18 protein-coding genes are annotated in these 20,088 nt (G+C 73.4%); 10 read left to right on the forward strand and 8 right to left on the reverse strand.

Annotation, left to right across the window (positions count from 1 at the left end):
* The first annotated feature begins 5 nt into the window (after positions 1 to 5).
* The 4 genes from D7223_RS16325 (at position 6) to D7223_RS16340 (ending at position 2,610) form a co-directional block, all read left to right on the forward strand.
* Positions 6 to 647, forward strand: coding sequence for a hypothetical protein (locus D7223_RS16325; RefSeq protein WP_120729242.1), 642 nt, complete (start codon positions 6 to 8; stop codon positions 645 to 647).
* A gap of 10 nt (positions 648 to 657) precedes the next feature.
* Complete coding sequence (locus tag D7223_RS16330; RefSeq protein ID WP_120729243.1) at positions 658 to 1,467, forward strand: SDR family NAD(P)-dependent oxidoreductase; 810 nt, start codon at positions 658 to 660, stop codon at positions 1,465 to 1,467.
* Between the two features lie 168 nt (positions 1,468 to 1,635).
* On the forward strand, positions 1,636 to 2,175 hold the full coding sequence (gene pyrE, locus D7223_RS16335) for an orotate phosphoribosyltransferase (protein WP_120729244.1): 540 nt from the start codon (positions 1,636 to 1,638) through the stop codon (positions 2,173 to 2,175).
* A gap of 57 nt (positions 2,176 to 2,232) precedes the next feature.
* Positions 2,233 to 2,610, forward strand: coding sequence for an ArsR/SmtB family transcription factor (locus D7223_RS16340; RefSeq protein WP_120729245.1), 378 nt, complete (start codon positions 2,233 to 2,235; stop codon positions 2,608 to 2,610).
* 108 nt (positions 2,611 to 2,718) lie between these two features.
* On the opposite strand, the gene D7223_RS16345 is transcribed toward D7223_RS16340, so the two are convergent.
* The 4 genes from D7223_RS16345 to D7223_RS16360 all read right to left on the reverse strand — a co-directional run bounded on the left by D7223_RS16345 (position 2,719) and on the right by D7223_RS16360 (position 9,163).
* On the reverse strand, positions 2,719 to 3,432 hold the full coding sequence (locus tag D7223_RS16345) for a DedA family protein (RefSeq protein WP_120729246.1): 714 nt from the start codon (positions 3,430 to 3,432) through the stop codon (positions 2,719 to 2,721).
* Between the two features lie 90 nt (positions 3,433 to 3,522).
* Positions 3,523 to 6,039 (reverse strand): polynucleotide kinase-phosphatase, encoded by a 2,517-nt coding sequence (locus D7223_RS16350; protein WP_120729247.1) that lies wholly within the window; start codon positions 6,037 to 6,039, stop codon positions 3,523 to 3,525.
* The gene (locus tag D7223_RS16355) at positions 6,036 to 7,475 is read right to left on the reverse strand and encodes a 3' terminal RNA ribose 2'-O-methyltransferase Hen1 (RefSeq protein ID WP_120729288.1); all 1,440 of its coding nucleotides are present in this window, start codon (positions 7,473 to 7,475) and stop codon (positions 6,036 to 6,038) included. The genes D7223_RS16350 and D7223_RS16355 overlap by 4 nt, the downstream gene beginning before the upstream one ends.
* A 110-nt stretch (positions 7,476 to 7,585) precedes the next feature.
* Complete coding sequence (locus D7223_RS16360; protein WP_120729248.1) at positions 7,586 to 9,163, reverse strand: LPXTG cell wall anchor domain-containing protein; 1,578 nt, start codon at positions 9,161 to 9,163, stop codon at positions 7,586 to 7,588.
* A gap of 236 nt (positions 9,164 to 9,399) precedes the next feature.
* Between D7223_RS16360 and D7223_RS16365 the strand changes: the two genes are divergently transcribed.
* Positions 9,400 to 9,885 (forward strand): SigE family RNA polymerase sigma factor, encoded by a 486-nt coding sequence (locus tag D7223_RS16365; protein WP_120729289.1) that lies wholly within the window; start codon positions 9,400 to 9,402, stop codon positions 9,883 to 9,885.
* On the forward strand, positions 9,882 to 10,934 hold the full coding sequence (locus D7223_RS16370; RefSeq protein ID WP_120729249.1) for an LCP family protein: 1,053 nt from the start codon (positions 9,882 to 9,884) through the stop codon (positions 10,932 to 10,934). Before D7223_RS16365 ends, D7223_RS16370 begins: the two co-directional genes overlap by 4 nt.
* Before the next feature lie 152 nt (positions 10,935 to 11,086).
* Here D7223_RS16370 and D7223_RS16375 read toward each other — a convergent pair whose 3' ends face one another.
* Complete coding sequence (locus D7223_RS16375; protein ID WP_120729250.1) at positions 11,087 to 11,299, reverse strand: hypothetical protein; 213 nt, start codon at positions 11,297 to 11,299, stop codon at positions 11,087 to 11,089.
* 202 nt (positions 11,300 to 11,501) lie between these two features.
* Between D7223_RS16375 and D7223_RS16380 the strand changes: the two genes are divergently transcribed.
* Together D7223_RS16380 and fbaA are read left to right on the forward strand one after the other, a co-directional pair.
* Positions 11,502 to 11,885 carry a phage holin family protein gene (locus D7223_RS16380; RefSeq protein ID WP_120729251.1) on the forward strand — a complete coding sequence of 128 codons (384 nt, stop codon included), beginning with the start codon at positions 11,502 to 11,504 and terminating at the stop codon, positions 11,883 to 11,885.
* Between the two features lie 145 nt (positions 11,886 to 12,030).
* Positions 12,031 to 13,053 (forward strand): class II fructose-bisphosphate aldolase, encoded by a 1,023-nt coding sequence (gene fbaA, locus D7223_RS16385; protein WP_120729252.1) that lies wholly within the window; start codon positions 12,031 to 12,033, stop codon positions 13,051 to 13,053.
* A 151-nt stretch (positions 13,054 to 13,204) separates the two neighbouring features.
* Here the strand turns inward: fbaA and D7223_RS16390 are convergent, their stop codons facing one another.
* Entirely contained in the window at positions 13,205 to 14,473 is a 1,269-nt protein-coding gene (locus tag D7223_RS16390; protein ID WP_120729290.1) for an LOG family protein, read from the reverse strand.
* Positions 14,474 to 14,777: 304 nt separating this feature from the next.
* Here D7223_RS16390 and D7223_RS16395 point away from each other — a divergent pair, with 304 nt between their 5' ends.
* Positions 14,778 to 15,206, forward strand: a complete 429-nt coding sequence (locus D7223_RS16395; protein ID WP_120729253.1) for a DUF3151 domain-containing protein — start codon at positions 14,778 to 14,780, stop codon at positions 15,204 to 15,206.
* A gap of 83 nt (positions 15,207 to 15,289) precedes the next feature.
* Here the strand turns inward: D7223_RS16395 and D7223_RS16400 are convergent, their stop codons facing one another.
* Positions 15,290 to 17,470 (reverse strand): chromosome partitioning protein, encoded by a 2,181-nt coding sequence (locus D7223_RS16400; RefSeq protein ID WP_420330316.1) that lies wholly within the window; start codon positions 17,468 to 17,470, stop codon positions 15,290 to 15,292.
* A gap of 77 nt (positions 17,471 to 17,547) precedes the next feature.
* The gene (locus D7223_RS16405) at positions 17,548 to 18,600 is read right to left on the reverse strand and encodes a diacylglycerol kinase family protein (RefSeq protein ID WP_120729254.1); all 1,053 of its coding nucleotides are present in this window, start codon (positions 18,598 to 18,600) and stop codon (positions 17,548 to 17,550) included.
* Positions 18,601 to 18,722: 122 nt separating this feature from the next.
* On the opposite strand from D7223_RS16405, the gene D7223_RS16410 reads away from it, so the two are divergent.
* Positions 18,723 to 20,088, forward strand: a 1,366-nt coding sequence (locus tag D7223_RS16410; RefSeq protein WP_238162043.1) for an adenylosuccinate synthase, incomplete at its 3' end; no start/stop codon positions are given.

Below are 20,088 nucleotides of genomic sequence, written 5' to 3' on the forward strand. Positions count from 1 at the left end.
TCGTCGTGTCGTACCCCGATCAGGCACCGGCCCGTCGACCGGCGGTGGTGACCCTCGCCGTCGCCCTGCTCGCGGTGATGGCGGTGGCCGCGCTCGGGTACGCCGTCGCCGGCCTGCTCACCATCGCCGGCACCGTCGACGCCCTCCGGTCGGCCGCCGCCGGCACCTCCGCCCGCCCCGACGACGTCGACGGCGTGGTCGCCCTGCTGTGGATCTCCGGGGTTGCCTCGGCGGTGGTCAGCGTGCTGGCCGCGCTGCTGCTCGTCGGTCTGGCCGTCGGCCTGCGCGCCGGGCGGCCGGGTGCCCGGGTGGGCACCTGGGTGGTGGCCGGTCTGGGCATGCTGCTCGGCTGCTGCTCCCTCGCCGTGCAGGCCGGCCAGCGGCTGGTCCCGCTGCGACTGGGTGAGGACGAGCGGGGTGCCGCCGAGGTGATCGCCCTCGTCGCCGACGCGTACCCGGGCTGGTGGATCCCGCTCGGCGCGGGGCTTTCGGTGGGCCAGGTGCTCGGCTACGTTGTGGTGGCCGTACTGCTGGCGCTGCCGGCGGCCAACACGTGGTTCCGCCGGCGTCCGGCCACCCAGCCCGCCCCGTACGCCTACCCGCAGCCCCCGGGGACGCCGCCCGCGCCCCCGTACCCGCCGAGGTGAGGACCAGCCCGTGCCGCTCGACCAGCCGACCACCGAGCGACGGGCGTTGATCACCGGGGCGACCGCCGGCATCGGTGCGGCGTTCGCCCGCCGGCTGGCCGCCGACGGCTGGCACCTGGTGCTGGTCGCCCGGGACGCCACCCGACTCGACGAACACGCGGCCGAGCTGACCGCCCGGCACGGTCACCAGGTGGAGACCCTTCCCGCCGATCTGTCCACCGACGACGGCTGCGCGGTGGTGGAACGGCGGCTCGCCGACGGGTCCCCGGTGGAACTGGTGGTCAACAACGCGGGCATCAGCCTGAACAAGCCGTTCCTCCGGTCGACCGTCGAGGACGAGGCACGACTGCTGCGGTTGAACGTGCACGCGGTCATGCGGTTGACCCTCGCGGCCCTGCGTACGATGACCGAACGGCGCCACGGGGCAGTGATAAATGTCTCTTCGGTTGCGGGATTCGGGGCGGTCATGCCGGGCTCGACATACTCCGCCAGCAAGGCCTGGGTCACCAACTTCAGTGAGTCCGTCGGCCAGTCCGCCCGCCCCTTCGGCGTACGCGTGATGGCGCTGTGCCCCGGTTACACCCGCACCGAATTCCACTCGCGAGCCGGCATCGACATGTCGAAGACTCCCGAGTGGATGTGGCTGCGAGCCGACGACGTGGTCGACGAAGCCCTTCGTGACCTGCGGAAAGGCAAGCTGGTCAGCATTCCGGCCTGGAAGTACAAGCTCGCCGTGGCGGGCCTGCGGCACGCGCCCCGGCGGCTGCTCGACGTGGTGTCCCGGGACACCCGCGGCCGGATCGGCCGGGACGAGCGCTGACCCACCGGCTCCCGGAGCCGGCGGTCCGATCCCTTCCGCCGGTGGCCCGACACGCGGACCGCAGTCGCGCAGCGTAGCCGTCCATCGCCACTCATCTCATCGCCCGCAGGGCTGACCCGGGTGGACCCCACACCCGGCTCCCAGCGTCGAGCAGTACGCTCTATCGCCATGGGGGCCCACGACGACCTGCGTAAATTCATTAGCGACCTGGCTGTGGTGCACGGCCGTGTGGTGCTCTCCTCGGGCCGCGAGGCGGAGTGGTACGTCGATCTGCGGCGCGTCACGCTCCATCACCAGGCGGCACCACTGGTCGGTCAGGTGATGCGTGACCTGACCGCAGACTGGGCATACGACGCGGTGGGTGGCCTGACCCTGGGCGCCGATCCGGTCGCCGTCTCGATGCTGCACGCGGCGTCCGGGACGGACCGTCCACTGGACGCCTTCGTGGTCCGCAAGGCGGGTAAGGCGCACGGCCTGCAACGCCGGATCGAGGGCCCGGACGTGGCCGGGCGGCGGGTTCTGGCGGTGGAGGACACCTCCACCACCGGCGGAAGCGTGTTGACCGCGGTCGAAGCCCTTCGTGAGGCCGGGGCCGAGGTGGTGGGTGTGGCGGTTATTGTTGATCGAGGCGCCGGCGACGCGGTGCGAGCCGCCGGATTGCCGTATCGGGCGGCCTATACGTTGGCTGACCTCGGCCTTGTGGCCTAAAAGTTTACCGATTCGGATCTGCTGATATGCAGGCGGATCGATGCTCATGGTGGAAGGATGGATTTCGTGGGAACTGCGTTGGCTGAAATGACCATGCCTCAGATCTCGCCGCTTGCCGGCGAGCCGATCGAACGTGCCGATGCCGAGCGTCTCGCGGGGGTCCTCAAGGCCCTCGCGGATCCCGCTCGACTGCGGCTGCTCAGCCTGATCCAGTCGGCCCCCGAGGGCGAGGCGTGCGTCTGTGACCTGACCGCACCGCTCGGCCTCTCCCAGCCGACGGTCAGCCACCACCTGCGTATCCTCACCGAGGCCGGCTTGCTGGAGCGGGAGAAGCGTGGGGTCTGGGCCTACTACCGGCTGGTGCCGTCGGCGATCGCCACGATCGCCGATCTGCTCACCCCGCCGCGCAAGCGTGCCACCAAGAAGGCGCGCTGACCCGTACCGATCGTCCGGTGTCCTTCCCGTCGGGGACGGCACCGGACGGCCGGCCGGGCCGCTGATCCCGCGCGGCTCCCGCCGTGTGGTCGGTGCCCGCGCCCGCGGTCAGTGCTTGCCGTAGTGCTCCCGGGTCTCCCGGATGGCCTCCTCGGCGGCGGCCCGCTCCTGCGGTGTGGTGCCGCGTCGTGCGGCCAGCCACGCCCGGAGCAGTTCCACCGCGATCGGGATCACCGAGATCCCCACGATCGCGATGAGGATGAACTCGATGTTCGCCTTGACGAACGGGATCTGGCCGAGGAAATAGCCGAGCACCGTCACGCCGGTGCCCCAGAGGATGCCGCCGATCACGTTGTAGGTGACGAACGTGCGGTAGTTCATCCGGCTGACCCCGGCCACGATCGGCGTGAACGTCCGCACGATCGGCACGAAGCGGGCCAGCACGATCGACCGGGCGCCGTACTTCTCGAAGAAGTCGTGTGCCTTCAGCACGTTCTCCTGCTTGAACAGTCGCGAGTTCGGCCGGCGGAACAGCGCCGGGCCGACCTTGCGGCCGAACGCGTACCCGACCTGGTCGCCGGCGATGGCCGCGATGGTGATGAGCAGGCAGACCAGCCACAACGGGTAGGTGATGTACTTCCCGTCGGCGACCAGCAGGCCCGCCGTGAAGAGCAGCGAGTCGCCGGGCAGGAAGAACCCGATCAGCAGGCCGGACTCGGCGAAGACGATCACCAGAATGCCGATCAGCCCGAACGTGGAGATCAACACCTCTGGATCGAGCCAGTCCGGCCCCAGGGCCAGGGTGGTGGTGGGCGTCGACACGAGGTGACCTCCGATGGCTGCCGGTCCGGAACGGAACGTCCGTAGTCTAGGTGCCCGTACCCGGCCCCGGTGCTCGACGGCGCAGGGCGCTCACAGGCGGGGGTCGACCGGTTCCGACTCGCAGGCGAGGATGGCGAAGACCAGCTCGTGGCGGCGCCACACCGGGGCGCCGGCGACCACGGCGTCCAGGGCCGCCAGGCCCAGGCCGTGCTCGCGCAGGGCCAACCCCCGCTTGCGGCCCAGCGAACGACGACGCAGCGCGGTGAGCTGCGCCGGCTCGGTGTAACCCGGCCCGTAGATGATCCGCAGGTACTCCCGTCCCCGGCACTTGATGCCCGGCTGGAGCAGGGAACCCCGCTCGGAGCGAGCGGCCGGCCCGGCGTACGGCTTGACCACCATGCCCTCGCCGCCGGCCCCGGTGAGGTCCAGCCACCACCGGGTGGCCGCCGCCTCGGCGGCCGGATCGGACAGGTCCACCACCTGCCGCCGGGTCGGGGTGAAGAACTCCGGGTCGGCGGCGCACAGCCGGTCGGCCAGGTCCAGGTGCCAGCCGTGGTCCCGGTCGGCGTAGCTCGCCGTCGCCCCGGCCAGCACCGCGAACGGCGCGAGCGTCACCCCGCGCAGCCCGTCGGTCGGCCCGACGTACGCCCGGTACGCCGCCGTGTAGGCCACGATCTCGTCCCGCCGCCGGGCCGTGGCGTCCCGCAGCGCACCCAGGTCCAGCCCCCGGCCGACGGCGGCGTCCAACACGTCCAGCGCCGCCGGCAGCGCGGCCCGGCCGGCCGCGCCGACCCCCGCGTACTGCTCGCGGATCAGGCCGCCGGCCTTGGCCGACCACGGCAGCAGCTCGGTGTCGAGCAGCAGCCAGTCGGTGTCCAGCTCGGTCCACAGCCCGGCCGCGTCGACCGCCGCGCGGACCCGGGCCAGCAGTTCGGTGTCGAGCGGCTCGCCGAAGAACGGCCGGCCGGTACGCGTGTGCACCACCCCGCCGCCGAACGGACCGGCCGGCTCGCGGCCGACCAGCACCACCGCCCGGGAGCCCATGTGCTTCTCCTCGCAGACCACCCGGTCCACGCCGGCCGCCCGGTAGTCGGCGAACGCCTGCGCCGGGTGCTCCAGGAACCCGTCCAGGGTGGACGTCGAGCATGGCGCCATGGTCGGCGGCAGCCACACCAGGCGGGCCGGGTCGACCGCGAAGCGGCTCAGCACCTCCAGCGCGGCGGCGGCGTTCTCCGCCGGCACGGTCAGCGACCCGTACGGGTGCTCGACGTGCCGCCGGCCGGTCACGTCGGTCAGCTCCAGCACCTCGTCGGGGCGGGCCGGCGCGGCGGTCAGCGGACGAACCGGGGCGTACCACTCGCGCTCCGCCGGCACCGCCACCAACTCCCGCTCCGGGTAGCGCAGCGCGGTGAGCCGACCGCCGAACACGCAGCCGGTGTCGACGCAGATGGTGTTGTTCACCCACTCCGGCTCGGGAGTCGGCGTGTGCCCGTACACCACCGTCGCCGCACCCCGGTATTCCCGGGCCCACGGGTAGCGCACCGGCAGCCCGTACTCGTCGGTCTCGCCGGTGGTCTCCCCGTACAGCGCGAACGAGCGGACCCGGCCGGACGCACGGCCGTGGTAGGCCTCCTTCAGCCCGGCGTGCGCGACCACCAGCCGGCCGCCGTCCAGCACGAAGTGGCTGGTCAGGCCGTCCACGAAGGTCGCCACGTCGGCCACGAACCCGTCCGGCTCGGCGGCCAGCTGCGCCATTGTCTCGGCCAGGCCGTGGGTCAACCGCACGTTCCGGCCGCGCAGCCTGCGCAGCAGCTTCTGCTCGTGGTTTCCGGGCACGCAGAGCGCGTGCCCGGCCGCGACCATGCCCATCACCAGGCGGAGCACCCCGGGGGAGTCCGGGCCGCGGTCCACCAGGTCACCGACGAAGACGGCGGTACGCCCCGACGGGTGCGTCGCGTCGACCGGACGCCCCGCGTCGTCGCGGTGCAGCGCCCAGCCCAGCCGGGTCAGCAGCGTCTCCAACTCGGCGCGGCAACCGTGCACGTCACCGACGATGTCGAACGGCCCGGTCAGCTCCCTCCGGTCGTTGAACAGCTTCTCGTAACGGACCTCGGCGGCGTCGATCTCGGCGACCCCACGCAGCACGTGCACCTTGCGGAAACCCTCCCGGGCCAGCTGCCCGTACGTGCGGCGCAGGTCCCGGGACATCCGGGCCAGCACCGGACGGCCGAAGGTGCGGTCGGCGCGCTCCTCGGTCCGCTCCCAGGCCAGCACCTCCGGCACGTCGAGCACGATCGCCACCGGCAGCACGTCGTGCTCGCGGGCCACCCGCACCAGGCCGGCGCGGGCGTGCGGCTGGAGGTTGGTGGCGTCCACCACGGTCAACCGGCCGGCGCGCAGCCGCTTGCCGGCCACGTAGTGCAGCACGTCGAACGCCTCGGCGGAGGCGGACTGGTCGTTTTCGTCGTCGGCGACCATCGCGCGGAAGGCGTCCGAGGACAGCACCTGGGTGGACGCGAAGTGGCGGCGGGCGAACGTGGACTTGCCGGAGCCGGAGATGCCGACCAGCGCCACCAGGGCCAGCTCCGGGATGTCGAGACTGGTCATCGGGTCACCTCCGTCCGGGTCAGCACGGCCAACTGGGTCGGCGCGCCGAGATCCGGGTCCTCGTCGCCGACCCCGCGGATCACCGCCGTGTAGCCGTACGTCGTCGTCACCCGCGCCACCCAGGCGGCGAACTCGGCACGGGTCCACTCGAAGCGGTGGTCGGGGTGCCGGAACCGACCGGGGGGCAGTCCCTCGTAGCGCACGTTGTACTCCACGTTCGGCGTGGTCACCACGACCGTCCCCGGTCGGGCGTGACCGAGGACGGCGTCCTCCAGCGCGGGCAGGCGCGGCGGGTCCAGGTGCTCCACGACCTCCATCAGCACCGCCGCGTCGTAACCGCGCAGCCGGTCGTCCCGGTAGGTCAGCGCGGACTGCCACAGCCGGATCCGGTCCCGCTGCCGCTCCGGCAGCCGGTCCAGGCGCAGCCGCCGGGCGGCCAGGGCCAGCGCGTGGGTGGACACGTCCGTGCCCACGATCTCGGTGAACCGCCGGTCCCCGGCCAGCGCCGTGAGCAGCGCACCGGCACCGCAGCCCAGGTCCAGCACCCGGCTCGCGCCGCACTCGGCCAGCGCGGCGAGCACCGCCTCCCGCCGGCGTACGGCCAGTGACGGCACGCGGACCGCGTCCCCGCCGGCGGTCTCGTCCACCGCGTCCGGATCCGCGGCGGCCGGCTCGTCGGTCAGCCGCTGCTCCGCCAGCCGGGCCAGCGCCTGACCGGCGAGCGCGCGCCGGTGCGCCAGGTAACGGCGGCTGATCAGACCCCGTTCCGGGTGGTCGGCCAGCCAACCCGCCCCGGCCCGGAGCAGCTTGTCCACCTCGTCCGGCGCCACCCAGTAGTGCTTGGCGTCGTCCAACACCGGCAGCAGCACGTACAGGTGGTTGAGGGCGTCGGCGACCCGTACGGTGCCGGTCAGCGTCAGGTCCACGTAACGGCTGTCGCCCCACTCCGGGTGCCGCTCGTCGAGCGGCAGCGGAACGGCCCGCACCGCCCAGCCCAGCGGTGTGAACAGCCGCACGGCGACGTCCGCGCCGCCCCGGCAGCGCAGCACCGGTACCCGTACCTCCAGCGGGATCGGGGTGGCCGCCAGCTCCGGGCGGTCCCGGGACTCCCCCCGCAGGGCCGACCGGTACACCTTGGACAGTGCCGAGGAGAGCAGGCTGGACGCCGCGTAGGGGCGGTCGTTGACGTACCGGGAGAGGGTGAAGCTCTCCGGGGTCGCGGCCGGTCGCCGGCCGCGACCCCGCGCGCCGGCCAGCCGCTGCGGATCCACGTCCAGCAGCAGGGCGGCGGTGCAGCGCTGCTCGTGCGCCTCGGGATAGAACACGTGCGCGGTGCCGACCGGCACGTCGAAGGCGTGCGCGCGGTCGGGATGCTTGACCAGCAGGTGACCGAGGTCGGTCGCCGGCCGGTGGGTCGTGGTGAGGGTGAGCAGCACGCCGCCCATGGTCCCAGTGACCTCGATCTTGTGTCGTCCCGTTTTGCCGGCGGAACGGGCGGTGCCCCGCCGACCGGGTGGTCGGCGGGGCACCGGTGGTGCGGGGTGGATCAGGCCACGAAGCGCATCCGGCGGCGGCGGGCCACCACGAAGCCGGCGGCGCCGGCGGCGAGGAGGACGGCGCCGAGGCCGGCGAAGAGGGCGGTGTTCGCGCCGGTGATCGGCAGGGTCGGGTCGTCACCGTCGCCGCCACCCTCACCGCCGCCGTTGCCGGTGGCGTTGACCAGGATCTTCGCGGTGTCGTTGGCCGGCTTCAGGTCCTGGTAGAAGCCGCCGTCGCACTCGCACGGCACGTTGATCTTCACGGTGCCGGCCGCGTTCGCGATGACCTCGTCGATCCGGAAGACGAAGTCGAAGGTCTCCTGCTCGCCGGCCTTGACGAAGGAGGAGGTGTAGCAGCTGTACTTGCGGGCACCCGGCTCGCCCGGCTCGCCCCACTCCTCGCCCTTGACGGGGAAGCACCAGTCGGAGACCTTGGCGGCGTACGTGCCCTTGGGCACCTCCACCTCCATGTGCGTCACCGAGGAGCCGCTGCGGCCGTAGTCCAGGGTGGCCGGACCGTTGTTGCGGAAGCCGATGGTCGCCGGGACCTCGGCGCCCTTGCCGCCGGCCAGCTTGGCGCCGATCGCCTCCAGGTCGGTGCTGTTCTTGCCGGTGACCTTGACCTCGAGGTGGGTGGCGTTGTTGTCCGGCTGCGTGTCGGCCTGGGATCCCCGGGCGCTGACCCGGGCGCTGGCGGCGCTGACGGCCAGGTCCAGATCGCCGCCGGTGCCCGGCGTGCCGATCGTGATGTCGTTGCTGTTGAGGTACGCCTCGAAGTCCTCGAACTCGGCCGGCGTCATCCAGATGATCTCGCCCCACTCGCTGCCGGGCGCGAAGGTGTCCTTGCCCAGCGCGTACGCGAGCGTCGCGGCGCCGCCGGCACCCGGAGCGAGGGCCTCGTCGAAGCGGCATGTGCGCAGCTCGTCGTCGACGTAGGTGCAGTTGCTGTACTTCTTGTCCGCCCGGATGCCGTGGTCGTTGTAGAAGACGACCGCGGCGCCCTTGGCGGTCGTCTCGCCGACGTTCCGCACGGCCAGCGGCGCGGTGAACTTGGCACCGGGGGCGGCGGAGCGGGTGGTCTCCGGGCCGGCGGCCAGGTCGACCCCCTCGCCGACGCGAACCCGCGACTCGTAGCTGACGGAATCGAAGCCCTTGGCGCTGACGCTGACCTTCAGCGCACCCTCCACACCGTCCGCGGCGTCCTCCGTCGGCGCGACGAGCGCTTCGAAGAGCCCGGTCGTGCCCCACTCGTCCTCGATGCCCACCTCGTACGGCAGGGTGCACACCAGGACGTTCGCCTCCGGCGTGGTGCACTCGGAGTTGTCCTCGTCGGTGACCGTCACCTTGCCGGCGAGCGCGGTGTAGTCGTAGCGGACGGTCAGGTCGTGCAGGACGACCGGGGCTGAACTGTAGACGGTGGGGTACTCGACCTTGCCGGCCGAATCGGCGGCGATGGTCACGTCCGGGAAGTAGACGGCGAGGTCGACGTCGCTTTCCTGGGCGACGGCGGGGCCGGCGGAGGCGGCGACGAGCGCGCCTGCGACGCCGAGCCCGGCGAGCCAACGCCGGGTGGAGTGCGTGAGCATGTGGGGGGTCCTCCGATAGGGGGATGCCAGGGATGGCCAGCGGATCTTAAGGAACGCCAAAGGTTCCGCGCCGCCCCGCGCCGCCCTGTCGAGGTAAAGACCAGCCGAAAGGTTGACCTTCGGCGACGGGACATGATCACCCGGTTGCGCACGGTAAGGGATCTTCGCTGTTACCCGGGGTCGCAACGTTTCCGCCGCCCGTGCCCGTCATCGGTGGCAGGAGCCCGGGAGGTGTGGTGACGTACGAGGAGTTCGCCGACGCGCGGTTGGCCGCGTTGCTGCGGTACGCGGTCATGCTGACCGGCGATCCCCACCAGGCGCAGGACCTGGTGCAGGACACGATGGTCCGGGTCCAGCTGAACTGGCGGCGGGTGGCGCGCGCCGACTCGCCCGAGCGGTACGTGCGCCGGATGCTGACCAACCAGTTCGTGGACTGGCGGCGCGGCTCGTGGGTGCGCCGGGTGCTGCTGCGCGGCGAGCCGGACGAGACCCTGCCGAGCCGGTCCGACCACGCCCAACACACCGTCGACCGGGACCAGGTCTGGTCCTGGCTGGCCCGGCTGCCCCGCCGGCAGCGCGCCACCCTGGTGCTCCGTTACTACGAGGACCTGCCGGACGCGGAGATCGCCGAGATCCTCGGTTGCGCCGTCGGCACCGTCCGCTCCTGCATCTCCCGCGCCCTGACCACGTTGCGCACCGAGTACGCGGAGGCCCGCCCATGACCGAGGACGACCTGCGTGCCGCGTTCGCCCGGCACGAGCCGCTGACCCCACCGGCCGGCCCGGTGCGCGCGGCGATCGACCGACTGGCCGCCCGGCGACGCCGCCGCCGGCAGCGGCTGCGGATCGGCGCGGCGGCGTTCGCCCTGGTCGGCGTACTCGGCGTCGTCCCGCAGTTCCTGCCCGGCACCCCGACGCGGGAGACGCCCACGGTGATGGGCGACCGCGGTGCCGGCACCCCGACCGGGGCGCTGAACGTGCTGCTGGTCGGGCTGGACTCGGCCGCCGGATCCCGGGCGCCGATGGCGGACTCGCTGCTGATCGTGCACGTGCCGGCCGACCGCAGCCGCCCGTACCTGATCTCGCTTCCCCGCGACCTGGCGGTGCCGATCCCGGGGCACGGTACCGACAAGCTCAACACGGCGTTCGCGCGCGGCGCGGGCCCGGGCCTGGCGGCGGGGTACGACCTGACCCGCCGGACCGTCACCGACCTCACCGGCGTACGCGTCGACGCGGGGGCGGTGCTCACCTACCCGGTGCTGCGCGAGCTGACCGACGCGATGGACGGCGTACGGGTGTGCCTGCCGGAGCAGGTGCGCTCCTCGCACACCCGGCGGGTCTTTCCGGCCGGGTGTCAGTGGCTGGACGGCGCGGCGTCGGTCGACCTACTGCGGCAGCGCCGCGACCTGCCGGAGGACGGGCGGGAGCGGGACCGCGACGCCCAGCGGTACGCCGCCGGCCTGGTTCGCCGGGCGGGCGAGCAGGGCGTGCTGACCAACCCGGTCCGGCTGTCCCGCCTCCTCGACCTGGTCGGGCCGAACCTGACCGTGTCGTGGACCGACGGGCGGGGTCTGCCGGACCTGCTGCGGGTGGTGCCCGACCTGCGGACCACCGAACCCGTCGGTCTCGGCCTCCCGGTCGGGGCGGCGGACGGACAGGGTCGCGTCCTCATGGACACCAGGGCCGCGCCCGGGTTCCTGGCCGCGTGGCGCGCGGACCGGCTCGCGGAGTGGGTCGCGGCCGAACCGGGGCGGGTCACCCGGCTGCGCTGACACCGGCCGCGCTGGCCCGGCCGCGGTGGCGCCGGCTGCACTGACCGGCTGCGGTGATGCTGGCCGAGGCTGCCGGGCGCTCGGGTGCGGTGACACCGGCCGCGGCCGGCTGCGCTGGCTCCGGGGTCGCGCGCCGGCCGCGGATCACCGGGTCAGCGGTACTCGTCCTCGTCGGCGCCGACCACCCGGGCCTGCTCCATCGCATCCCAGTCGGCGACCTCCAGGCCGCGGTGCGGCTCGGCGTCGACCTCTCCAGGGTCGAGCGAGGTGGCCTGCTCGACCGCGTCGGCCGGGGGCGCCTCCGGGTCGCGCTCCTCGGGGTCGAGGTGGTCGCTGGGCGTGAAGTCCTCGTCGGGCTGACCCATCGGTCCCTCCCGTGGTCTCGGCGGCGGTTCCCACCCACCGTACGGTCTGGCCCCGTGGGCCGCTGGTCGACAGGCCGCCCGCCGGCCGCCGCCAGGTCCTCTGCCCCACACCGACCGGCGCGGCCCGCGCCGGTCGTCGCCGGGCCCGGCCGAGTCGACCGAATCGCCTTCCGGGCACCGCCGCCGGTGCCAGGATGGTCCCGTGGGCTTCCTGATCCGGTTGGCGATCACCGCGGTCGCGTTGTGGGTCACCACGTTGATCGTGCCCGGGGTCGAGGTGGGCGGCCGGTCCGGCGGTGACACCGCGCTCACGCTGGTCGTCGTGGCGTTGATCTTCGGTGTGGTCAACGCGGTGCTGAAGCCCCTCATCAAGGTCCTGGGTTGCGTGTTCTACCTGCTCACCCTCGGCCTGTTCGCGCTGGTGGTGAACGCCCTGCTGTTCCTGCTGACCGACCGGATCGCGCGGGCGCTGGACCTGCCCTTCTCGGTGGACGGGTTCTGGGCGGCCTTCTGGGGCGCCATCGTGGTGACCGTCGCGACCTGGCTGATCAGTGTTCTCGTACCGGACAGTCTGGAGCGCCGGTGAGGCCGACCGGTGGACGGCCGCCGGGCCGGTGGTGCCCGTCGTCGCCTCCTACGGGATACTGCCGAGGGTGGACAGCGCGGTCCGGCGCACCCATGGACAGCAGCGGCCGGTGACGGCCGAGAGCGGCAAGTAAGGAGCCTTCGACATGCCCATCGCATCCCCCGAGGCCTACGCGGAGATGCTGGACCGCGCCAAGGCCGGCCGGTACGCGTACCCCGCGATCAACGTGACGTCCTCGCAGACCCTCAACGCCGCGCTGAAGGGCTTCGCCGACGCGGAGAGCGACGGCATCATCCAGGTCTCCACCGGTGGTGCGGAGTACCTGTCCGGCCCGTCGGTCAAGGACATGGTCACCGGCGCGGTGGCGTTCGCCGCGTACGCCCACGAGGTGGCCAAGAAGTACCCGGTCAACATCGCGCTGCACACCGACCACTGCCCGAAGGACAAGCTGGACAAGTTCGTCCGGCCGCTGATGGCGATCTCCCAGGAGCGGGTGAAGAACGGTCAGGAGCCGCTCTTCCAGTCGCACATGTGGGACGGCTCGGCGGTGCCGGTGGCGGAGAACCTGGAGATCGCCGCGCAGCTCCTCGACGAGGCCGCCAAGGGCAAGATCGTCCTGGAGATCGAGGTCGGTGTCGTCGGTGGCGAGGAGGACGGCGTCGAGAACGCCATCAACGACAAGCTCTACACCACCGTCGAGGACGGCCTGGCCATGGTCGAGGCGCTCGGCCTGGGCGAGAAGGGCCGCTACATGGCGGCGCTGACCTTCGGCAACGTGCACGGTGTCTACAAGCCGGGCAACGTCAAGCTCCGCCCCGAGATCCTGAACCAGATCCAGGAGGCAGTGGGCGCCAAGTACGGCAAGGACAAGCCGCTCAGCCTGGTCTTCCACGGCGGCTCCGGCTCGCTGCTGGAGGAGATCCGGGCGGCGCTGGACTACGGCGTGGTGAAGATGAACATCGACACCGACACCCAGTACGCCTTCACCCGGCCGGTGGCCGACCACATGCTGCGCAACTACGACGGCGTACTGAAGATCGACGGCGAGGTCGGCAACAAGAAGCAGTACGACCCGCGTACCTGGGGCAAGGCAGCCGAGGCCGGTCTCGCCGCCCGGGTCGTCGAGGCGTGCGAGCACCTGCGTTCCACCGGCACCACGATGAAGTGACGACCGCCTGACGGTCCGACGGCCGGTTCCCCACCCGGGGGGCCGGCCGCCGTCGTCGACGGCTCTCCGGCGCGGGCGGCACGTTAGGAAGGGACCCTTGTACAACACCAGGCGTTAACAAGGGGCCCTTCCTTACACCTTCCGGGCACGCCTACCCGGTGAGGACGCGGACGGCCTCGTGGACGTCGTCGGTGAGGTGCACGGTCCCGGAGAGGTCGCCGAACGGTGAGGCGGCCAGCAGGGGGCGCAGCAGCGCCTCCACCGGCAGTTCCCGGGTCCAGTACGCCCGATCCAGGAACACGTACGCGCCGCTGGCCCCGTCGGTGCCGTAGTACGTCTTGGTGGCCGCCTGGAACACCTCCTGCACGGTGCCGGCGCGGCCGGGCGCGAAGACGATCCCGCCCCGGGCCAGCCGCAGGATGGTGTCCTCGCGGATGGCGTTGGAGAAGTACTTCGCGATCCGGCCGGCGAACAGGTTCGCCGGCTCGTGCCCGTACAACCAGGTGGGGATGGCCAGCCCACCGATGCGGGCCCAGTCCAGTTCGCCGCCGGCCAGCACGGCCGAGTCGGCGCGCGCCCACGCGGCCGAGTCGGCGCGCGCCCACGCGGCCGGGTCGGCGTCGTCGCGCGGCGGTTCCACCGGGGGTCCGAAGACCTCCCGGACCCGCAGCGCCGCCGCCGTGTAGCGGTCGTGGTCGGTGAAGTCGGGCGCCCCGGCGAGCAGGTCGATCGCGGCGGTCAGGTCCGCCGCCGGCCGCATCGACAGGTACGCGCCGAGGTTCGCCGCCTCCATCACGCCGGGCCCGCCGCCGGTCACCACCAGCCGGTCGGCCCGGGCCAGTTCCCGGCCCAGCACGGCGGCCATCCGGTACGGCGCGCTGCCGCGCGGCACGGCGTGCCCGCCCATGATGCCCACCACCGACTGCGGTCCGTGGGTGGCCAGCCAGGCGCGGGTGGCGTCGGCGAGGGCGTTGTCCACGCCGTGGTCGTGCAGGCGCTGGCCGAGCGCCTCCCGGACGTCCGGCAACGCCCCGCCGTGCGCCCGGAAGTGCTCGTAGACCCGGGTGTCGTACATCCCGGCGAAACCCGCCTCGGCGAAGCCGGCGGCCAGTTCCCCGGGCGTGTACAGGTGCGACGGTTGGGTCGGGTAGGGCAGCCCGGAGAAGGGCGGCACCACGTTGGCGCCCCGCCGGACCAGGTCGGCGCCCACGTCCCGGGAGGCGAACCGGCACCCGACGAAGAGGGTGCCGGAGACGGTGACACCGGTCAGGTCGGGTGGGTCGAGATCGAGACGGAGACCCTGGACGGTCAGCCCGGCCAGGTTCCCGGTGGCCAGCCGCCGGTCGAACTCGGCGCGGGTCTCGACCTCGTCGGTGCGGGTGTGCGGCTCGATGACGTCCGCGGGTGGTGGGCTCGGCACCGGATCATCGTGCCCGGCGGGTGCCACCTGCCAAACCCGGCCCACCCCGGCGGCCGGGCCGTCGGACCGCCGCCGGCCGCGCGGTCCGGTCCGTCCGGACCACCCCGGACGCACAGGAGCCCGGTGGCCGAGACCACCGGGCTCCTGCTTGACCGGGTCCTGGGGAGGCTCCGGACCAATAGTTGTAGTGGAAAACTTTGCGGTGCGGCATGGGCCGCAGGCGTGACCAACTCCTCAGCCGTTCAGCCAAGCGACCGGGCGGGCCCCCTCGCGTGTCGTACCGCGAAGCGGGTTGAATGGGACGATGCAGAACCTGTTGCCGGAGCCCCCGGCCACCCTCCTGCCCACGCACGACGAGGCGGACGCCGCCCTGGCCGCCGCCGAGGAGAGCGGCAGCGACGAGGCGTTCGCCGCGGTGGCTGCCCGCCACCCGACCTACAGCGCGGGCTGGGCCGCGCTGGCGGCCCGGGCGTTCGCCGCGGGCCAGGTCGTGCCGGCGTACGCGTACGCCCGCACCGGCTACCACCGGGGCCTCGACCAGCTTCGCCGCAGCGGCTGGAAGGGGCACGGTCCGGTGCCCTGGTCGCACGAGCCCAACCGGGGCTTCCTGCGCTGCCTCTACGTGCTGTCCCGGGCCGCCGACGAGATCGGTGAGGCGGACGAGGCGGCCCGCTGCGCCCAGTTCCTCCGGGACTGCGACCCGGCGGCGGCGGACGCCCTGGCCAGCAACTGACCTCCGGCGGCCGGCCCGGCGGGTCCGGGCCGGCCGCCGCGGGTCATCCGCTGCGGACCGCGGGTGCCGGAGCACCCGGCCGGTCACAACCCCTCGGCCACCGAGGCGGCGATCTTCAGCCAGGCGTCCCGGGTGGCCGACGAGAGCGCCCCGTACCGGATCGGCTCGCCGCTGTCGATGAGCCGCTCGTACGGCGCCAGCAGCACCGCCCTGGTCCGGGCCGCGAAGTGCTCCTGGATCGCCGGCAGGTCGATCTCCTTGCGGGACGGCGGCATGGAGACCACGGTGACCGCCTGCCGGACGAGCCGCTGCCGGCCGCTCTGCTCCAGGTGGTCGAGCATCCGGGCGGCCGTCTCCGCCGAGTCGTTACGGGCCGACATCGTCACCACCAGCTGGTCGGTGGCGTCCATCGCGGCCTGCCAGTTCTGCGCCCGGACGTTGTTGCCGGTGTCCACGAAGATCAGCTTGTAGAAGCGGCTGACCACCTCCCGGATCTCCGCGAACGCGGCGGCGGTGAGCATCTCACCGCCGGTGGCCGACTCGTCGGAGGCGAGGACGTCGAACATCCCCTCGCCCTGTGAGCGGACGTACTGGGAGAGGTCGCCGACCCGGCCGTGCGCGCCGTGGAACTGACCGAGGTCGCGCAGCATGTCCCGCACCGTACGGGAGTGGAAGTCCTGCTGGGCGCGCATGCCCAGGGTGCCCTGGGTCTCGTTGTTGTCCCAGGCCAGCACGTAACCGCCGCGCTTCTGGCCGAACGTCATCGCCAGCAGCAGGATGGCCACCGTCTTGCCGGCCCCGCCCTTCGGGTTGACCACGGTCACCTGCCGGAGCCCGCCGAAGTTGCGGCGGACCATCTCGATGTCCCGGCGCAGTTCCTGTTCGTGCCGACCCGGCGAGAGCCGCAGCAGCCCGGTCCTGTTCACGATGGCGCGTACGCCCATGGTGGCGACCGGGTCGGCGGGCCGGACCTGCCGGCGGCGGGCGAAGTCCTCGGCGGTGGGCGGCGCGCCGACCTCCGGGGTCCAGCCCTGGTCCGGGTACCCGGGAGGCACCGGCGGGACACCCTCCATCGGCGGGTACGCCGTCGGAACCGGCCCGGACTGCGGTGCGCTGCCCTGCTGCCACGGCGGCGGGTGCCAGGCGGGCTGCGGCGGGAACGGACCCGGCCGCTCCGCCGCCGGCTCCTGCTGGGGCGGGACCTCCGGGGTGTGCTGCGGTACCGGCGGGATCTCCAGGCCGTGGGGCGGAATCTCGGCGGCGGGCTGCGGGGGCACCGGTGGTGGCGGCACCACCGGCAGCGCCCCGGCCTGCGCCGCCGCCCAGGGCGGCGCCGCCTCGCCGGCGCTCGGACGTTGCGGTGGTTGGGCCCACGGCGACTCGGTCGGCACCCGGGCAACCTGCGTCGCCGGACCGTCGGTCGGATCCCCCGGGACGTCGGGCCCGGCGCCGGCCGTCGGGTCGTACGTCGCCTGCGGGGCGGCACCGTCACCGTCGTCCGGCGGGCCGGCGGCCTGCGGGTGGCCGTCGGGCCGGTGCGGTTCGGCGGGGGCGGCGTGCTGCGGGACGGCCGTCCCGGTGCCGGCGACGGCCGGCTGGTCGAGGCTGAACGGCTGGTCGAGGTCGACCGGGGCGGCCGGCGGTGACGGTCGGGGTGCCGGAACCGCGCCGCCGTGCACCGGGGCGCCGAACGCGTCGGTGGCCGGCGGGATCCCGGCCTGCTGCGGCTGGGCCGGCGGATACGCGCCGCTCTCCGGCTGGGCCGGCGGGTATGCGCCGCTCTCCGGCTGGGCCGGCGGGTACGTGGTTCCGGTGGCCCACTGGGGTGCCGGCGGATCGGCGGGATCGTGCCCGGGTCGACCGGGGCCGGGCCGGGTGGCCGACTGCTCGGGGTTGCCGTCCAGACCCGGCGCGGGCGGGGCCCAGCCCTGGCTCGGCGGGCCGGCCCAGCCCGCCGCCGGCGCCGGCGTCCAGCCGGAGCCGCCACCGGGCGGGCCGATCATCGCCCATCCGCCCGGCGCCGAGGTGCCGGCGGCAAGCGACGGGTAGTCGGCGGCGGACGGCGGCCGGCCGGCGGCCGACTGCGGTGGGACCGGGTGGTGCGGGACCGGCGGCCCGGGCTGCTGCGGCGGGAGTTGCGGTGCCCCGGCGGCCGGCGCCCAGGGATGCGCGTCGCCCTGCTCCGTCGGCCAGGGTGGCTCGATGTCCCGCTCGGGCATCGGCTGCTGGCCGGGCACGTGCGTCCGGTCGGCGTTCTCGTCCACCACGGTTCCTCCCCATTCCTCCTGCCGAGGATAGGCCCCCGGACCGACCCGGTCGGTACGGCGCGACGGCGTCGGGGTCAGGCCGTCCAGACCGCCCAGGCGCCCGGCTCGGTCCACCAGGACCGCTTACGGCCCAGCTCGCCCTCGGCCCCGTCGTCGAGGAACGGCACCTTCCCCTCGCGCGGCAGCACGCTGACCGCGCGGCCCCGGGCGCGACGCACCTCCAGGCGGACCCGCCGCCGCCCCCACCGCGACCGGGTGACCGTCGGCACCGCCACCGCCACCTCGACCAGCCCGTCCGTCGGGTCCGGGGCGGCCAGCAACGCCACGTCGTCGAGGCGCGCGTACCCACCGGCGTTGCCGATCGCACACGCCACCAGCGGGTCGTCACCGTTGGAGAGGACGGTGTCGTCCACCTCCACCCGGCCGCGCCAGTGCAGCGGCCGGCCGCCGTCGTCGGCCGCGCCGAGCAACGCGCCGTCGAGGGTCACCGAACCGCCGTCGTTGCGCAGCAGGTCGAGCCGCCGTGCCGTGCCGTCCAGCACCGCGGCGGCCACCGCGGCCGGGTCGCGCGGCAGGCCGAGCTGCGCGGCGAGGTCACGCTGGGCGGTGGACCGGGCCGGGTCCAGCGGGAGTACGCCCACCGTCGGCAGGTCGGGCACCGTCCGGTTGCCGGCCAGATCCGCGGGGCGACGACTGGGCGGTGGGGCGTACCGCCGGACCAGCCGGCGCAGGACGGCGCGCAACTGCGCGTCGTTGGCCGTGGCGACGACCAGGCGGGTCTTGGAGTCGGGGTCCGGCCAGGTGAGGCCGTCGGGGCGGGGCGGGCCGTCCAGCCTGGCCAGCACCTCGTCGATCTCGGCGTCCGAGCGGGCGGTCACCGTCTCCACCCGGGCCCCCCGGGCGGTGAGCGCGTCCGCGCAGGCGAGCACCGGTACGCGCGGCGTCTCGCACCGGTCGTCCGTCCTCGGCATCCCGTCCGCGTCCGTCCTCGCCGGGGTGGCCCCGTCCGGGCCCGTCCCCGCCGGGGTGGCCCCGTCCGTGCCGCCGCAGCAGGCCCCGCCGCTGCCGCAGCCCCCACCGGGAGCGTCCCGCTCCGAGCCCAGGGTGAGCAGCACCACGTCGAACACGAAGGAGCCTCCTACTTCTCGCGTGACCGCTGCCGGCCCCGCCGTCACTACTTGTTAGCCTGACACCCCGGGCTCGCCGACCGGTCGCCACCTGGCACCCGAGCCTTCTGGAGGCGGAAGAGATGCCAGCGATCGTGCTGCTCGGTGCCCAGTGGGGCGACGAGGGCAAGGGCAAGGTTACCGACCTGCTGGGTGAGCGGGTCGACTACGTCGTGCGCTACTCCGGCGGCAACAACGCCGGCCACACGGTGATCACGCCGGACGGCCAGAAGTACGCGCTGCACCTGATGCCGTCGGGTGCCCTGTCGCCGAGCGCGATGATCGTGATCGGCAACGGAGTGGTCGTCGACCCGAAGGTGCTGCTCACCGAGATCGACGGCCTCGCCGAGCGGGGCGTGGACGTGTCCCGCCTGCGGATCTCCGGCGACGCGCACCTGATCATGCCGCACCACCGGGCGCTGGACCGGGTGGTCGAGCGCTACCTGGGCAGCGCCCGGATCGGCACCACCGGCCGGGGCATCGGCCCCGCGTACGGCGACAAGGTCGCCCGGATGGGCATCCGCCTCCAGGACCTGCTGGACCCGGGCATCCTGCGCAAGAAGCTGGAACTCGCGCTGCGGGAGAAGAACCAGCTCCTGTTCAAGATCTACAACCGGAAAGCGATCGACGTCGACGCGACGATCGAGGAGTACCTGGAGTACGCGGAGCGGCTCAAGCCGTACATCGCCGAGACCCGGGTGATGCTCTGGGACGCCCTGGATCGCGGCGAGACCGTGCTGCTGGAGGGCGCCCAGGCAACCATGCTCGACATGGACCACGGCACGTATCCCTTCGTGACCTCGTCGAACCCGACCGCCGGTGGGGCGTGCGTGGGCGCGGGCATCCCGCCGACCGCGATCACCAAGGTCATCGCGGTGAGCAAGGCGTACACCACGCGGGTCGGTTCCGGTCCGTTCCCGACCGAACTGTTCGACGACAACGGGCAGCACCTGCGCAAGGTCGGCCACGAGTACGGCACCACCACCGGCCGGGAACGGCGCTGCGGCTGGTTCGACGCGGTGGTCGCCCGCTACGCCTGCCGCCTCAACGGCGTCACGGATCTGGTGGTCACCAAGCTCGACGTGCTCACCGGCCTGGCCAAGGTGCCGATCTGCGTCGGGTACGAGATCAACGGCGAGCGGTTCGACGACATGCCGATGACGCAGACCGACTTCCACCACGCCACGCCGATCTACGAAGAGCTGGACGGTTGGTGGGAGGACATCAGCAAGGCGAGGACCGAGGACGAACTCCCGGAGAACGCGCGACGCTACGTCGCCCGCCTGGAGGAACTCTGCGGCACCCGGGTCAGCGTCGTAGGCCCCGGCGCAGACCGGTGCCGGGTGCCCGTTTCACGGGCGTCGGGAGGTCCGGCGGCGCCGGGCGGGTTTCGGTGGGGGGCGGCGTCATGGCGGTCCCTCAGTCTTCCCGGTAGCGGAAGGGGCGGAA

It is taken from the genome of Micromonospora endolithica, from assembly GCF_003626595.1.
GTDB lineage: Bacteria > Actinomycetota > Actinomycetes > Mycobacteriales > Micromonosporaceae > Micromonospora > Micromonospora endolithica.

Excerpts from the sequence above, each read along its gene's own strand:
- pyrE (WP_120729244.1), top strand. The coding sequence starts at position 1,636 with ATGGGGGCCCACGACGACCTGCGTAAATTCATTAGCGACCTGGCTGTG.
- D7223_RS16340 (WP_120729245.1), top strand. The coding sequence starts at position 2,233 with ATGGATTTCGTGGGAACTGCGTTGGCTGAAATGACCATGCCTCAGATC.
- D7223_RS16350 (WP_120729247.1), bottom strand. The coding sequence starts at position 6,039 with ATGACCAGTCTCGACATCCCGGAGCTGGCCCTGGTGGCGCTGGTCGGC.
- D7223_RS16360 (WP_120729248.1), bottom strand. The coding sequence starts at position 9,163 with ATGCTCACGCACTCCACCCGGCGTTGGCTCGCCGGGCTCGGCGTCGCA.
- D7223_RS16370 (WP_120729249.1), top strand. The coding sequence starts at position 9,882 with ATGACCGAGGACGACCTGCGTGCCGCGTTCGCCCGGCACGAGCCGCTG.
- D7223_RS16375 (WP_120729250.1), bottom strand. The coding sequence starts at position 11,299 with ATGGGTCAGCCCGACGAGGACTTCACGCCCAGCGACCACCTCGACCCC.
- fbaA (WP_120729252.1), top strand. The coding sequence starts at position 12,031 with ATGCCCATCGCATCCCCCGAGGCCTACGCGGAGATGCTGGACCGCGCC.
- D7223_RS16395 (WP_120729253.1), top strand. The coding sequence starts at position 14,778 with ATGCAGAACCTGTTGCCGGAGCCCCCGGCCACCCTCCTGCCCACGCAC.